Source organism: Deltaproteobacteria bacterium (assembly GCA_013151235.1).
In the GTDB taxonomy this organism is placed as follows: Bacteria; CG2-30-53-67; CG2-30-53-67; order CG2-30-53-67; family CG2-30-53-67; genus JAADIO01.
In genome coordinates this window covers 1-15,576 of the sequence record JAADIO010000040.1, presented here as the reverse complement: position 1 = coordinate 15,576, position 15,576 = coordinate 1, and the positions used below count along the sequence as shown (strand labels likewise).

The window sequence follows — 15,576 nt, the reverse complement described above, 5'->3', positions numbered from 1 at the left end:
GTTTTCTCAAACAGGCAATGCCGAAGGTGTAGAGCCCTCGAACGGCAAGCTCCTGTGGACCTCTGACGGAGGCTGCACAATGGATGTCGAGGTTCGGGTGTCTCGACGGATGCCGGTCTTGCAGGGATCTATTACTTCGTATCCAAGGGCCTCGGAAATGGGTTGTAACTCTCTACAGAGAAAGGCAACCAGTTCTTTCTTGTCATGGAAGAAACCGCCAAAGGCTTCCTGCAAATTACGATAAAGATTTATTTGGCCGCCATCAACGGCTTTTCCGCAACGTTTTTGTTGATGTACGTTCCGGATGTTCCGATAGGCCTCTGTCATGGCCTCTGTCCTGAGGATCTGAAGGAAGGAGCAGATGCGGTCTATTTCCGTCTCTCTCTGGGTAATGAGATCTTCCAGGGTCAATCGATGCACCCGGTCGGGGTATTCCTGTTGCAGACGAACGAGAATGTCATACATCCCTTCAATCGATTTGACGGATCCTTTCAGGGTACTATCCCAGGAGTAATCCCATATATTTTCAACCGGGCCATCCCCGCCCTTGAGTTGTCCCCGGACAATTTTCGAAAGGCAGGTGTCGATGGGGTGGCGTGTGATCAGAATTACGGCCAAATCCTTGTAACGGTCGAGAAGTGTCTTCAGATTTTTCCAGTGAAAGCCTGGATTCTCCGTGGCAAGTTGTGTCCCGTAACCCGTGGGGAGTTCCTTGTGGCGAAAGAGTTCCCGGTCTTCCATGTATTCGGTAAACTGGTATCGTCCGGAGGAACGAACAATTTCGGTGATCCAGTTGGTGCCGCTGTGGCCGGCGCCGGTGATCACGATCCGTGAGAATCGGAGAGGTGAATTTGTATTCCTTTGCTCCGGAGATTTGCCTTCTCCTGACGGATAGGTTCGCAGAATTTCATCCAAAAGGTGGGACCATTGGTCGATGCGGGTTCGTTCGTTCACTTCTCCCACGATTTCAACAGGCATGGTAATCGGTACAGCCTGCTGAACGGGAGTTGTTGTAAAGATTGCCGTCAGGGGGCGGCACAGAGCTCCTGCAATGTGCATGACAACGGAGTCAATGGCAACGATCCGGTCTGCTCGTTGGATCAGGGCTTTGGAGAATTCCATATCATTTTCCGGGATCATGACGGACCGTTCGTTACTCTTTCTTCCAAATTCGAGGATTGTGCCGTCGGGGAAGCGGCGGAGCACCTCTTCGACCTGATCCGGATTCAGGGTCTTGGGGCTGTTGCCCGCCTTGGTGTGAAGAACCACCACCGGTTTCGGCAGACCTCTCAGAAAAGAGTCGGCTTTTTCTCGGGCTTCTTTTGCGACGGTAAGGATTGTCTGCAATTCCTCTAATTTTTCGAAATCGACTCCCAGCTCTTCGGCAAAACGGAAGATCTTATGGAGGCGATATCCCGGTTTTCGCTCCGTGGGAAGCAGGATCATCCGGTCGAATCCGTTCTCCTTTGCGTAGGATTCGGCCTCGGCGCAGACGGCCTGAACTCCGCCGCCGTAGTCCGTAAAGTCGTTCCATGCATCGGGGAGGATCGGGAGGATTTCGTCGATAAAGGGGAGTCCGCTTAAGAGTTCCCGGAGAGTCTTGCCGAACCGCTTGAGACCCAGAAGGGTGATCTCCGTCTCCGGGTTCCTCTCCTTGAATTTCCGTAGGGCCGGTGTCAGCATCACGTTGTCGCCCAGGCCATGCCAGGAGACGAGGAGGACTTTTTCCTTGTGGCTGGTTCGACCGGATGGTGCAGGGGAGGGGGGCTGTAGTGCTTGTCCGGAAGATTGCCGATGCAATCCGCCGAGATTGGCCACCCGTGTGCAGACCCGCTCCCAGGGATAACCGTCACGTACCGTCTCATACCCTTCCTGGGCAACGGTTTTTCTCGCTGCCGTATCGGGGAGGTAATGGGAGATCAGGGTCTGGAATTCCTCCATGTCGCGATACCATTCGAGGTCTTTCCCTTTTCGGAAGTGCTGTTCCAGGTCGGGGCAATATTCGGAGAGGAGAAATCCCCCGCAGGCGAGTGTATGAATCACCCGGTCGGAGAAAATGTCGGAGTGAACCAGGTTGAGAATGATTTTCGATTGGCTGATGATCTTGCGGAAATCTTTTCCGAAGACTGGGGGGTTCGCGGACAAGTTTCCGGGCCATCCCTTTCCGAAAAGAGTGACGGGGACAATCTTTTGGATCGCTTCGATGGAGCGGATTCGTTTTTCCGTGGCGTTGCCGATAAAAATGACGTCATACTTCTTTTCTTCTTTCATCGGAGACAGCAGTTCCGGGTCGAATCCCTCGACGATTTGGAAGGAGCGTGGATTGGCAGGAGTAAAATAGTGGGTGACTTCTCGGCAGGTGGCGCTGGCGAAGTCGGTACAGGCGGCGTAGCGGTCGGCACCAAGGGCCCGGGCGGCATCAATCCCGTCCATAAACCAGTACCATGTCCTGCCGTGCCGCCGAGCGGCGGTAAGGCAGGAGGGGGCCATGCCGTTGATTTTGGAAAAAAGGATCAAGCCATAGGATTTGCCTTCCAAAAAGGTGAGAAAGTCCTGATTCATCCTTTCAAAGGAGCCGAGTTCGGCGGCCCGCGTCCGGTAGTTGTAGGTGTCCACGCTGTAGCCGAGCGTCTCAAATCCTTTTTGCATGGCGGTATTCGTCGATTCCGGGCGGTCGGTAACGCCCACGATGAGGATGTCGGCCGTTTTTTTCTGTCCGGGCCGGGCGGCGGTCTCTTTGATCACATGTAGTATCTGTTCGGTAGTAATGGACTCCATGCACTTCCAGTCGTGGCATTTCTGCCATGCGGGGGTATACTGACAGGGACTACAAGTAAGGTTTCCCGTCATGACTTTCACATGTGGCCCCAGCGGTCTGTTTTTGTCGATCCGTGTGGCGCCGAAAAGGGTAACGGTTCGGGCGCCGACGGCGGCGGCCATATGGGCGGGGCCGCTGTCGTTGACAACAATTATGCTGCATGCTTTCATGAGTTGGGCGGATTCTGCCACGGTGTACTTCCCCTGAAGGTCGATGATCCCTTCGGGCCATTCCTCGGGGCGAAAACGGTCCGCTTCGTCCTTCCCGCCGAAAAGGGCAACGGAGAACCCCTGACGGATCAGTTCGGCGGCAAGGGGTCGGTAGTGGGGCCAGCTTTTTCGGTTCCAGGCACCGTTCGAAAGATAGGTGTCGGCCAGGCCGATCACCGGTTTTTCTTCAGGAAAGGGGTATGCGACCTCGGAAACAGGACAGAAAGGTTCCGGTAAGGGGCCGGTGTAGCCGAAATGACGGGCGATCTCCATATGGTATTCCGATTCATGGAGAGTAGGATCATTGTAGGCAATTGTTCCTTCCTGCCTGCAATGTGCATGAAGATATTTTCCATGGTGCTCCCGGTTTTTTTGTGACCAGATTGTGTAGAATACGGTCTCATAAATAATTTCATCCGGTTCCGTCAGGATCCGGTCAACCAGGTCCCATCCTTCTATGACTTCAAGGGCAGGGTACCGGCCGAGGATATGGATCGGAAGATCGGGCCGGACTTTTTTTATGGCCCGAATCGCCGGTGTCAGCATGATCATGTTTCCGATCCCCTCTTCCATGACGATCAGGATCGGCTCTTTCGTCGTTGTCTCGGCCGCTGTTGTATTTTTCCCGTCAATTTCAGGTTGCTCCATAGAGGCGATAGCCTCTTTTAGAGAACGTATATTTTCGATCGTATCGGGATTCGAGGGGGCGATGGCCATGCATTTTTCGAAATACCCGATCCCCTCTTCTAATTTTCCTTCTTCGCAGGCGAGGACCCCAAGATTGTTGAGGATCTCCGAATCGTCCGGGTATTCGACCTGGAGCGTTTCGAAAAGTGCCTTTGCCTCACCGATCTTTCCCTCTTGGAACAGGGCTTCTCCCTGTCGTATGCGTTCTTCCCTCTTTTTTTGGTGAAGTGATATCGTTGAGGCGGGAGATACGTATTGGCAGGTGTTCGAATTTTCTGTCATGGGACCTTCCTTGTTGGATAGATTCATCCCGGCGGCAGGATGTTCCGCAAGGACCGGTATTTCGATAGAAATGATCATAGTAATCATCTGCAAGTTAAATGCCAACCATGGTATTTCTTAACCCATTGAAAAGTTTATGGTTTGTGTTGTATGTGGGACGGTAAATCTTGCCGGGTTCGTCAATGATTGCCGCCCCCGACAGTCGGATGACGGCCCCGGTTCCGGCTCAAGTTTTTTCGGCAAGATGCCGATGGAAAGGATATGCAGAGAATCAGACGGGAACAGGCGGCGCCGGGGATGGTTCTGGCAAAGAGGGTGGAAAACGAGCGGGGGATGACCCTGTGCAAGGAGGGGACGGAACTGACGGACTCGATCCTGCTCCGTTTCGAAAATGCCGGAATCGCCTTCCTCTCCGTGGAAGGGCGGCCGGTGGCGGTAGAGGGGGAGAAGCCTTTCGGGGAGCTGCTCAGTGAAATGGATCATCGGTTTGCCCGGACGGTTTCCGACCGGACAATGTCTCAAATCAAGGAAATGGTGGCCCGGAACCTGAGAATCCGCTACGGAGAAGAAGGGGAATAGATGGGTGGCGAAACGCAGGCCCTTCGATCGAAGATCGAAGAGGTGAAAAATATTCCGACCCTGCCGGGGGTCGTCTCGAAGATCACCTCCATGATCCACGATCCCCATGTCTCCACGGAAAAATTAGGCAGGATTATCTCGCACGATCAGGTTCTCTCCGCCAAGGTCCTGAAACTGGTGAACTCCCCCTTCTACGGATTTCCCGGCCGGATCTCTTCGGTTAGCCATGCTCTGGTGCTTTTAGGATTCAACGTCATTAAGGGGATGCTCATCTCTGCTTCGGTCTTCGACATGATGAGCCGGGCCATGGTGGGGCTTTGGGAACATTCCCTCGGGTGTGCCACCGTCGCCGGGATCATCGGCCGAAAACTGGATGAAACCGACAGTGAGGAGGTCTTTATTGCAGGTCTGCTGCATGATATCGGCAAGGTGATGATCAAGGTTACCCTCCCGGAGGATTTTGAGGCCATCCTGCGGACCGCACGGGAGGAAGGACTCTACATGCGCGAGGTGGAGGAACGGATGGTCGGGATCGATCATGCCGGGATCGCCCGTTGGGTAGCCGCCAAGTGGAATCTGCCGGAGAACATCGCCGAGCCGATGACCTGTCATCACGAACCTTCGCGGGCACGGAATTACCGCCGCCGTGCCGCCATGGTCCATTTAGCCGATCTCCTGATCCAGGCCGTCGGCTTCGGCGAGAGCGGAAGCCCCTTTGTGCCTCCGCTCGATTCCCGGACCTTTTCCATTCTCGGCGTCGATCTGAGATTCGTTGAGACCGTGCTGCAGGAACTGGAAGAGGATATGGACTCCCTTTCCGAATTTTCCCTCGAAGTCTGATCTTGAGGAAGGTGCCTTCATGGAGAAGAGCCCGGCAAGACGCGTCCTCATTGTCGATCAGGAACCGGGGATCATTGCAACGCTGCAGCATCTGCTGAACGGGGCGGGATATCGGACTTATTCCTCGGGGGACGGGAATGAAGCCCTCGATCTCATCTATTCGGAACCGCCCGACCTGATCCTGATCGCCCGGGATCTTCCCGGTCTCGGCGGCGATGGAGTCTGCCGGGAACTCAAGAAGGAAAATATCTTCGGTCATCTTCCCCTTCTTCTGATGCTTTCGGAAGGTGCCGATCCCGCCGGGATCGACTGGAGCGAGGTGCAGGCCGACGACGTTCTGGTCAAGCCCTTCAAGTCGGAAGAGGTTCTCATGCGGGTCTCCCTTGCCTTCTCCCGGATCTCCCGGTCCCTCGATGCAAACCCCTTGACCCGGCTGCCGGGCAACCAGTCGATTCTGAAAGAAGTCCAGCGCTACCTCGATGGGAATCTCCCCTTCGCCGTCGGATACGCCGATCTCGATTATTTCAAGGCCTTCAATGACAAATACGGGTTTTCACGGGGAGATGAGGTGATCCGGATGACGGCCAGGGTGATTACCAACGGGGTTCGCGAGCATACGCCCGAAGGGAGCTTTGTCGGTCATGTGGGCGGGGATGACTTTGTCTTTCTCGTTCCGCCTGACTCCGTTGACTGCGTCTGCGAAGAGATCCTGAAGAACTTCGATCTCATCGTCACCACGTTCTATGACGAAGAGGACCGGATGAAACGGAAGATCGAGACCGTCGACCGGCAGGGGAACCCCGCCACCTTTCCGATCATGTCCCTCTCCATCGCCGTGGTGACCAACGAGCGACGCGTCTTTGCCCATTTCGGCGAGATCAGCGCCATTGCCGCCGAGGTTAAAAAGTTCGTCAAAGGAAAGAAGGGGAGCAACTACTTCAAGGATCGCCGCACGGAATAAACCTGCCGGCCGAACAGTGGAAAAGGGTCAAAGGGGTCAAGTCTGCTCTTGGCTCTTCTGCCAACAAAAAGCATCATCCAATCCCTCGTCCATCCAAGAGAAGAGCCAAGAGCAGACTTGACCCCTTTGATGACCCCTTTCCCTCTTTCCAGGCGATTATTCCTCTTTTTTATCCTTTTCGTCATTCCGGGGGGATCCTCTCTTTGGGACCTCCTTGCTCCGAACAATGATCTTCAAAAGATCCCCCGGCGCAGGATAAAGGGCGGAGGCATAGCCGTTGAACTCGGCGATCTGCCGGGCCTTATCGTCGGAGCCGTAATATTCCCGTGCGATTGATTCGAAGGTTTCCTTTTTCCGTACCTCGTGGATCCGGATGATCCTTGGTTTCAGCGCCTCCCGTTCGGCTTCATTGAGGCGGCGGACCGACTGAAAAACTTTCTGGAAGTAGTAGTCGGCCAGGCTTTCCTGCCCGACCGGTACGAAAGCCAGGAGAATGAAGAGATTTTTTTCGACGATGATGAAGTGGCCCTGTACGGAATAGAATCGGCCGAGGCCGCTCTGGAGCTGGTAGGTCGTAACAAAGGTGGGGATCTTGTTGATGACGGTCCTGCTTTCCGAATTTCGCCGCCAACCGCTTTTGTCTTCAAACTGCCCCGCCATTTCCCGGAGCTTGATGAAGTAGTCCTCTTTCGAGGTGAGCTGATCCAGGTAATGCTTCTTCTTTGGCTGGGCCGTAATTAACTGGACAAATTCGCTGGTATCAGGACGGCGGGAGACAACGATTCCTTCGGAAGAAAAATTTTCCCAGTCTTTTGGGAACCGGACGGAAATGCCGAACTTGGCGTTACGGTAAAGGCTGTCTTCAAACTCACCCAGCTCCGGACGGTTCCCGTAAGAGATGCCGTCGAGCCTGCGCAGGAGATCCTTCCTCCCGGTTTTCAGCGGCTTCCGGGCTGACGCAAGAATCCGGCCGGCCCGGGTCTCGGCTTTTTCGATCCGTTCGTAGGTCTCGGGATGGGAGGCGAAGAACCCGTGGAAGACGGAGCGGTCCCGTCCGTGCTCAAGACGGTCCAGGGTCTTGAGAAACGTTGTCTCCGCCCTCGGGTCCCATCCAGCGGCCGCAGCATATTCCTGGCCTAATTCGTCTGCCTGGAGCTCGGCCTGCCGGCCGAAACTCTGGTAAATCCCGCTGAAGAGGAGATCGATGTAGCGTTGAAGGTAGATGCCGGCCTGGCCCAGGAAGACGGTGGCGATCATGGAACCGATGGAGAGTCCCATGGCCCGTACCTGTTGGCGGGCATGGTGCCGGGCAGTGATATGACCGATTTCATGACCGATGACGGAGGCGACCTCCGCCTCGGAGTTGCTCTGCGTGAGGATCCCGCGATTGATGTAGACGTATCCTCCCGGCATGGCGAAGGCATTGATCTCTCCCGAGTCGATGAGTGTGAAATGATATTTGAAGGGGCGGTGATGGGCCACGGCGACGAGCTTTTGCCCGATCGTATCGATATACTTCTGAAGTTTCTTGTCGTTATATTTCTTGTAGAGCTTCAGGATTGCCTTGTTTTGTTCCTTGCCGATCGTGACTTCCTCCGCACTGCTCATCAGGGTGATCTCGTAATGATGGCTGACGGGGTTCCTGGCACAGTCCGGGGTAACCAGGATGAGAAAAATGAGAAAGACAATACGCGCAGTGTCAAAGGCGGAAGTTTTCATAAAATGACTTTGGGCTTTTCGGGGTAGTGACGGTTTTTGGAAATTTTCTCTGGAAGATACCGCTTTTGCGGGGAGATTTCAAATGATTCCTGCAAAAAAAGAGAGAGGTGAAACACCTCTCTCCGGATGACATCATTTTATGATGGAAGGTTTTTACACCTCGGTGAGCTGTTGCTCGGTCACCCCCTCGAAGCAAAGGTCGACGCCTTTCATGGTGACCCGGATGGCGTAGGCCGTTTTGAAATGACCCTTCAGGATCTCGTCGGCGATCGGATCGGAGATATATTTCTGAATGGCCCGTTTCAGGGGCCGGGCGCCGTAGGAAGGTTCGTATCCTTTTTCGATCAGATATTCTTTGGCTTCATCGGAGACGATGATCTTGAATCCCTTGTCGATGATCTCTTCGTTGAGCTGCCGGATCAGGATATCAATGATCGAGGAGATATGCTCCTTGTCGAGAGGGTGAAATATTACAATCTCGTCAACTCGGTTCCTGAACTCCGGGTTGAAGGTCTTCTTGACTGCGCTCATGACCTCTTCCCGCATCTTTTCCATGGCGGTAGCATCTCCCTCCTGCTGAAATCCGAGGGAAGCCCCCTTGCCGATCTGGCGGGTCCCCAGGTTGGAGGTCATGATCAATACGGTATTGTTGAAATCGATGGCCCGGCCGTAGTTGTCGGTGAGCCGCCCGTCATCGAGGACCTGCAATAAAATGTTGAAAAGGTCGGGATGGGCCTTTTCAATCTCGTCCAACAGGACAACTGAGTAGGGACGCCGCTTCACCTTTTCCGTGAGCTGCCCTCCCTCTTCGTAACCGACGTAACCCGGAGGTGCGCCGGTGAGGCCGGAGACACTGAAGCGTTCCATGTATTCCGACATATCGACCCGGATCAGGGCATCCTCACTGTCGAAGAGAAATTCCGCCAGGGCCCGGGCAAGTTCGGTCTTGCCCACGCCGGTGGGGCCGAGAAAGATAAAGGACCCGATCGGTTTCTTGCGGCTCTTCATGCCGGCCCGGGAACGGCGAATGGCCCGGGAGATTGCCGCAATGGCTTCATCCTGTCCGACGATCCGCTTGTGCAGTTCCTCTTCCATCCGGAGAAGCTTTTCGCTTTCCTGTTCTGCGAGTTTGTAGATCGGGACGCCCGTCATCTTGGAGATGACATAGGCGATATCTTCCGCATCGACCTGGGACTTGCTCGATTCCCGTTCCTCCCGCCAGGCCTTTTTCGCGGCGTTGAACTCTTCCTTGATCTTGTCTTCCTGATCCCGGAAACGGGCGGCCTTTTCGAATTCCTGAAGATGGATGTAGAGGTTTTTCTGTTCCGTGATCTCCTTGATCCGGCTCTGCATCTCCTTCAGCTCCTTGGGGAGAGTAAACTTCTGCAGTTTTGACCGGGACCCGGCCTCATCGATCACGTCGATGGCCTTGTCGGGCAGGAACTTGTTCGTGATGTACCGGTCGGAATAGCGTGCCGCCGCCTCGATCGCATCGTCGGTAATGACGCTGTTATGATGTTCCTCGTAACGGCTTCGAAGTCCCTGAATGATCCGGATCGTTTCCTCCACGGAAGGGGCATTCACGTTGATCGTCTGGAATCGGCGTTCCAGCGCCCCGTCTTTCTCGATATACTTGCGGTACTCGTCGAAGGTCGTGGCGCCGATGCACTGGATCTCTCCCCGGGCGAGGGCCGGTTTCAGCATGTTCGAGGCGTCCAGCGATCCCTCGGCGGCGCCGGCGCCTACGAGGGTATGGAGTTCATCGATGAAGATGATGATCTGATTGTTGGAGGAGACGATCTCCTTGAGGACGATTTTGAGGCGTTCCTCGAACTGGCCGCGGTACTTGGTGCCGGCCACGAGGGAACCCAAATCAAGGGCGATTACCTTCCTGTTCGTCAGTCCCAACGGGACGTCGCCGTTGACGATCCGTTGAGCCAGCCCCTCCACGATGGCCGTTTTGCCGACACCCGGTTCACCGATGAGGACGGGGTTGTTCTTCGTCCGGCGGCTTAAGATCTGGAGGACCCGCTCAATCTCATCGTTCCGGCCGACGACCGGATCGAGTTCGTTCCGGCGGGCCAGATCGGTAAAGTCCCGCCCGAATTCGTCCAGGGCCGGAGTGCTGCTTTTCGGTTTTGGGGTTTTGGATCGAACCGAAGACTGATGGAGAAGGTTGATGGTCTGCTGCCGGGCGCCCAGGAGGCTTGCGCCCATGCCCCGGAGGATATTTCCGGCAATCCCTTCTTCTTCCCGAACGAGACCCAGGAGAATATGCTCCGTCCCCACGTAGTTGTGATTTAAAAGGCGGGCCTCCTCCACGGCCAGTTCGAGGACCTTCCGGGCCTTCGGGGTGAAGGGAATCTCTCCGAACGTGAGTGTGTCGGTCCCTTTCGGGAGATTTCGTTCCACTTCCAGTCGGAGATGATCGAAATTGATCCCTAAATTCTTCAGGATTTTGCTGTGAAGTCCCTCATCATCGCGAAGGATGCCGAGGAGGATATGTTCCGTTCCGAGGTATTCGTGCTGGTGCTTTTCCGCTTCTTCCCGGGCAAGAATAATGGTCCTTCGGGCCTTGTCTGTAAATCGTTCAAACATGCGTAAGCTCCTTTTATTGTGTATGTTTTTATATTATAGATAAAGGTCTTGGGTGTCAAGTTGTTTCCCCCTGAAACCGTGCATGACAAGGGTTTACGGCTCTTTTTCGGGACCTGGGTCCCTGGTGTATGATCCTGCCCTTCTTCTGTCCGGTTTGATTTTTAAATGTTTCGTTCAGCTCCTTTTTCCCGAAGGGAGTTGTACTCGTTATTGAAAAGGGTGGTAGAGGATATCGAAGGTCGTGGAGCAAGCGGAAGGCGATTAAGAGCAGGGTTGAGACCTCAAGATGAAATGCCGACCCGGCCCCTGTTTTACCGGACTAAATGAATCTTCTTATTTCGGCTGTGAATTGTTTACGTGACAGCTGGGGCAAACTTCTCATATTCTGTATCCAGGGGAGGATTTGTGGTAACTCATTGTAAATAAAAGGTTTACGTGTGGCTAATTATTGGGCAATTTGTTGCGGGGCTTGATCCTGTCTGTTTTGACGTTCTGATTTCACACAGATTTCCACAGGCTATTCACATTTGTTGTGGACATCGTGGTTAACCTTCCGGAATCACTCCAAGTTTGTGTCTTCGGATCGGATTTAATATATCCGGAAGAGCGAATTTATGAAATTCATCATAAGACCCGGCTATGGAGGATCATCATTCAGCCGATCCAGTCGTGCCAGTTCTTCCCAATGTCTCCCCGGAGACGGTAACGGAGCATGGCATCCTTGCAGGGGCAGTCGCGGTCGAGTTGCGCAAGGTGGGAAAGGGTCTGAATCATGATCTCGGGAAAGCGGTTGAAGGTGCTCTCCATCTTTTGTCGTTCTTCCTCAGGGAGGGTCCCTTCGAAAAGGACCCCCTTTTCGTAGCGTAAGGGCCGGACCCCTTCTGCGTAGTTTGTGACATAGCATAAGGGAGCGTAACAGATTTCCAGTTCCCGGGCGAGGAAGGCCTCGGGCGCCAGGGTCATTCCGACAAGGTCTCCGCCGGCCCCTTTCATCCAACGGATCTCGGCCGGTGTTTCGAGCCTGGGGCCTTCCGTGCAGACGTAGGTCCCCCCTTCGTGGACGGCAAGGTGCAGCGCCGCCAGTCCTTTCCGGAAGGCCTCATGGATCCCGGGGCAGAAGACCGGATTCATCCGGATAAAGCCGATTCCCTTTCCGGTGTAGAAAGTGGACGGTCGGTTCCGGGTCAGGTCGATCATGTCGTCGGGAAGGACCAGGTCCCCCGGCCGGAGGGCGTCTGCGATGGCGCCCGGTCCCGACCAGGAAAGGATCCGCTCCACGCCCAACTCTTTCGCTGCGTAGATGTTGGCCCGGTAGTTCACGAAAGGGGCGGTAACGTTGTATCCGGTCTCCCCGTGACGGGAGAGAAATCCGACGGGTTCTCCGCCGATCTCGACGATCCGGATGGGGGCGGCAGGGCCGAAGGGGGTCTGAACCCGGACCGTTTCCTTCCCTGAACCGAAACGATCCACCGGGAAGGTGTAGGCCCCGCTTCCGCCGAGGATCAGGGTCCGGATGGGAGGCAAGGATGTCATCCGTTTGTTTCCTTTATTCAAATCTCTTCAGTATCTCGTAGACGTTGTTCCTCTGGGCCGGCTGAAAACCGGCCTCCCCGATCAGTCGGACAATCTCGTCGGGCGTCATGGTGTGAGAGACCCCCGCTGCGGCGACGACATTCTCCTCGAGCATGGTGCTCCCCATGTCGTTGGCCCCGAAGAAGAGGGCCACCTGCCCCATCTTCGCCCCCTGGGTCACCCAGGAGGCCTGAAGATTGTCGAAGTTGTCGAGGAGAATACGGGAGACCGCCAGGATCCGCAGGTATTCGACCCCCGTCGCCGTCTCTCCGGCCAGTTCCGTGTTTCCCGGCTGGTAGCTCCAGGGAATGAAGGCGGTAAATCCGCCCGTTTCATCCTGCAGCGTGCGAAGCCGAAGCAGGTGCCGGATCAGCTCTTCCCGTTTTTCCACGCTCCCGAACATCATGGTCGCGGTTGTCCGGAGTCCCTGGCGATGGGCCTCCCGCATGACCGCCAGCCATTTCTCCGTACCGATCTTCTTTGGGCTGAGGGCCGTCCGGACCCGGTCTTCCAGGATTTCGGCGCCCCCGCCGGGGATGGAATCAAGACCGGCGGCATGAAGCCGTCGGATGACTTCGGCGATGGAGAAGCCCGTCACCTCGGACAAGTGAACCACCTCGGGGGGGGAGAGGGCATGGAGGGTGATCGGGTAGACCTCCTTGATGGCGGAAAAAAGTTTCTCAAACCAGTCGAGAGAAAGATCCGGATGAAGCCCCCCCTGCATCAGGATTTGTGTCCCGCCCTGCTGCAGAGTCTCTTCAATCTTCGCAAAGATTTGTTCCCGGGTTAAAAGATAGGCCTCCGGATCGTCGGGGGCACGGTAGAAGGCGCAGAAGCGGCAGCGATTGATGCAGATGTTGGTGTAGTTGATGTTCCGGTCGATGACGAAGGTAACGATGCTGTCGGGATGTTTCCTATCCCGAATTTCCGTCGCCCATTCCCCGAGGGTCAGCAGGTCGACTTCATTCAGGAGGTAAAGTCCTTCTGCGAAGCCCAGACGGTCTCTCTGCTCAATTTTTTCTTTGATGTACGAATCCCTAATGGTCATAACCGTAACATTTCTTCACCGCCCGTTCGTTTCGCTCACTCTATAGAGCGTATCCCGCTCGACCGGTTCAAAGCCCGCCTCACGGATCATCCGGACCAGCATCTCTTTTGAGAGTGCCTCCGAGGTCTGTGCCCCTGCGGCATGGGTGATCTTTTCTTCCTCGACCGTTCCGTCGAGATCATCGACACCGAAGTGGAGGGAGACCTGGGCGATCTTTTCGCCCAGCATGATCCAGAAGGCCTTGATATGGTCGAAATTGTCGAGGAAAATTCTGGAGACGGCGAGAAGCTTGAGGTCTTCCATGCCGGTTGTTATTTCCCGGTCGGGGATCGCCGTGTTTCCCGGATGAAAGGCGAGGGGGATGAAGGCCTGGAACCCGCCCGTTCGATCCTGGAGATTGCGGAGCCGTGCCATATGGTCGATCCGCGAGGCGGTATCCTCCAGGTGACCGTAGAGCATGGTGGCATTCGATTTGAGGCCTGTATTGTGGGCGGCCTCCATCACCTCAAGCCACCGGTCACCGGAGATTTTCTCCGGGCAGATGGCGTTTCGGACCGCTGGATCAAAGATCTCCGCACCGCCGCCGGGGAGGGAACCGAGACCGGCCTCCTTCAGATTGCGGAGGATTTCCGGGAGAGGCCGGCCGGTCAGTTTTGTGAAATAGTCGATCTCCACCGCGGTAAAGGCCTGGATGTGAATCTTCGGAAAACGGTCCCGAAGGCCTGAAAGAAGTTTCAGGTAGTAATCAAAAGGGAGGTCGGGATGGAGTCCCCCCACGATATGAAACTCGGAGGCCCCTTCGGCGGCACCCGCCTCGGCCCGGGCCAGGACTTCGGACAGATCCATGGTATAGGCGTCGGGGGCATCGGCATTCCGGCTGAAGGCGCAGAACCGGCATCGGTTGACGCAGATATTGGTATGATTGATGTGGCGGTTGACGATGAAGTAGGCCCGTTTTCCGTTCTTTGCCTTCCGCCGGATCGATGCGATCCGGCCGAGACCGAGCAGGTCCTTCGATTCCAGCAGGATTCGGGCCTCCTCCGTGGAGATCCGCTCGTCCCGTTTTACCTTCTCCTGAATGCTGTCGAGAGGATTCATAGTCATTCTCCTTTTGCCGGTCAACATAGCATTCCTTCTTACGGAAATCAACAACCGGGGAAGTCCTGTTGCCTGCGGGGTTCGGCTGTGGTAATCTGCCCTCTCGATCTGTTGTGATCCAGGGAGTCTCGCATGTCCGGCAAGAAGATCATCTGCACAAACCGGAAGGCCCACCGGGACTATTTCTTCCTTGATAAATTTGAGGCGGGGATGGTCCTGACCGGGACGGAAGTCAAATCCCTCCGGGAGGGAAAAGCGAACCTGAAAGATAGCTATGCCCAGGTCGAGGGGGAGGAACTCTTTCTCCATAGCATGCATATCAGCCCCTACACGCATGGCAATATCGCTAACCACGAGCCCCTGCGGACCCGGAAACTTCTCATGCATAAAAAAGAGATCCGGCGGCTTATCGGCAAGATCCATGAAAAGGGACTTGCCCTCATCCCCGTCTCCGTCTATTTCGTCCGGGGCCGGGCCAAGGTTGAACTCGCCCTGGCAAAGGGAAAACGGCAGTACGACAAACGGCAGGACATTAAGAAACGGGAAGACAAACGGGAAATGGAACGGGCGATGAAGAAAGAGATCAGGAAATAGGAACTGGAAATTTGGAAATAGGAAAGAGAAAATGAGAACGAGGGGAAATGCGGTGAACTATCAGCCAATCAATCATTTCTCGGACATCGTAGCGTGGAAGGCGGGTAGAGAGGTCAGGAAAAAAAGCATTTATCAGGTTTTACTTGCAATGACTGAGAAATGTGCTAAACTTCTGAATGGTTATATCAGTATGCTTCAGATTTTCTATTCTCTAAACAGGGGGGCGATTGGTCTCGACGGGGATGCAAAAGCTCCGGCTGCATGCCGAGGTTCCGGTGGCTCGTTAAACAATCGGGAAAACACAACTGCCAATAACGAACTGGCACTGGCTGCTTAAATAAGCAACCCGTCCTCTCTTCCCTGCCTGTGGGGGGGAGACCGGGCGTCAGAATCACAGGATAGCCTGAAGGATGTTTCTCCTATCCCGACGGCGAAACTCTCAAGGAGATAGCGACGAGGTCAAGCCCGCCTTCGGGCATGCCTCCGGGCGAATCCTTAATCGAAGGCTAAGCATGTAGATGTCGTTGCGGACCATTTTCGGACCCGGGTTCGATTCCCGGCGCCTCCACCA

At 55.1% G+C, this 15,576-nt stretch carries 10 protein-coding genes and 1 other RNA gene; 5 read left to right on the top strand and 6 right to left on the bottom strand.

Annotated features, from left to right (window positions below; all coding sequences use genetic code 11):
- Positions 1-6 precede the first annotated feature (6 nt).
- Positions 7-3,996: a glycosyltransferase gene (locus GXP58_07940; protein NOY53535.1), complete on the bottom strand. Its 3,990-nt coding sequence runs from the start codon at positions 3,994-3,996 to the stop codon at positions 7-9.
- Between the two features lie 261 nt (positions 3,997-4,257).
- Between GXP58_07940 and GXP58_07935 the strand changes: the two genes are divergently transcribed.
- The 3 genes from GXP58_07935 to GXP58_07925 are packed head-to-tail and all read left to right on the top strand — an operon-like array spanning position 4,258 to position 6,376.
- Complete coding sequence (locus GXP58_07935; GenBank protein ID NOY53534.1) at positions 4,258-4,575, top strand: hypothetical protein; 318 nt, start codon at positions 4,258-4,260, stop codon at positions 4,573-4,575.
- Entirely contained in the window at positions 4,576-5,415 is an 840-nt protein-coding gene (locus GXP58_07930) for an HDOD domain-containing protein (protein ID NOY53533.1), read from the top strand. It abuts the gene before it with no gap.
- 19 nt (positions 5,416-5,434) lie between these two features.
- Entirely contained in the window at positions 5,435-6,376 is a 942-nt protein-coding gene (locus tag GXP58_07925; GenBank protein NOY53532.1) for a response regulator, read from the top strand.
- A gap of 156 nt (positions 6,377-6,532) precedes the next feature.
- Here GXP58_07925 and GXP58_07920 read toward each other — a convergent pair whose 3' ends face one another.
- The 5 genes from GXP58_07920 to mqnE form a co-directional block, all read right to left on the bottom strand.
- Positions 6,533-8,095, bottom strand: coding sequence for a M48 family metalloprotease (locus GXP58_07920; GenBank protein NOY53531.1), 1,563 nt, complete (start codon positions 8,093-8,095; stop codon positions 6,533-6,535).
- A gap of 153 nt (positions 8,096-8,248) precedes the next feature.
- Positions 8,249-10,693 carry an ATP-dependent Clp protease ATP-binding subunit gene (locus tag GXP58_07915; GenBank protein NOY53530.1) on the bottom strand — a complete coding sequence of 815 codons (2,445 nt, stop codon included), beginning with the start codon at positions 10,691-10,693 and terminating at the stop codon, positions 8,249-8,251.
- Positions 10,694-11,347: 654 nt separating this feature from the next.
- Complete coding sequence (locus GXP58_07910) at positions 11,348-12,226, bottom strand: MTAP family purine nucleoside phosphorylase (GenBank protein ID NOY53529.1); 879 nt, start codon at positions 12,224-12,226, stop codon at positions 11,348-11,350.
- Positions 12,227-12,239: 13 nt separating this feature from the next.
- Positions 12,240-13,313, bottom strand: coding sequence for a dehypoxanthine futalosine cyclase (gene mqnC / locus GXP58_07905; protein ID NOY53528.1), 1,074 nt, complete (start codon positions 13,311-13,313; stop codon positions 12,240-12,242).
- Between the two features lie 15 nt (positions 13,314-13,328).
- A complete protein-coding gene (gene mqnE / locus GXP58_07900) occupies positions 13,329-14,411 on the bottom strand; it encodes an aminofutalosine synthase MqnE (protein ID NOY53527.1) in 1,083 nt (360 codons plus the stop codon).
- A gap of 132 nt (positions 14,412-14,543) precedes the next feature.
- On the opposite strand from mqnE, the gene smpB reads away from it, so the two are divergent.
- Both smpB and ssrA read left to right on the top strand, forming a co-directional pair.
- Positions 14,544-15,005, top strand: coding sequence for an SsrA-binding protein SmpB (gene smpB / locus GXP58_07895; protein NOY53526.1), 462 nt, complete (start codon positions 14,544-14,546; stop codon positions 15,003-15,005).
- Between the two features lie 219 nt (positions 15,006-15,224).
- Positions 15,225-15,576: a transfer-messenger RNA gene (gene ssrA, locus GXP58_07890) on the top strand.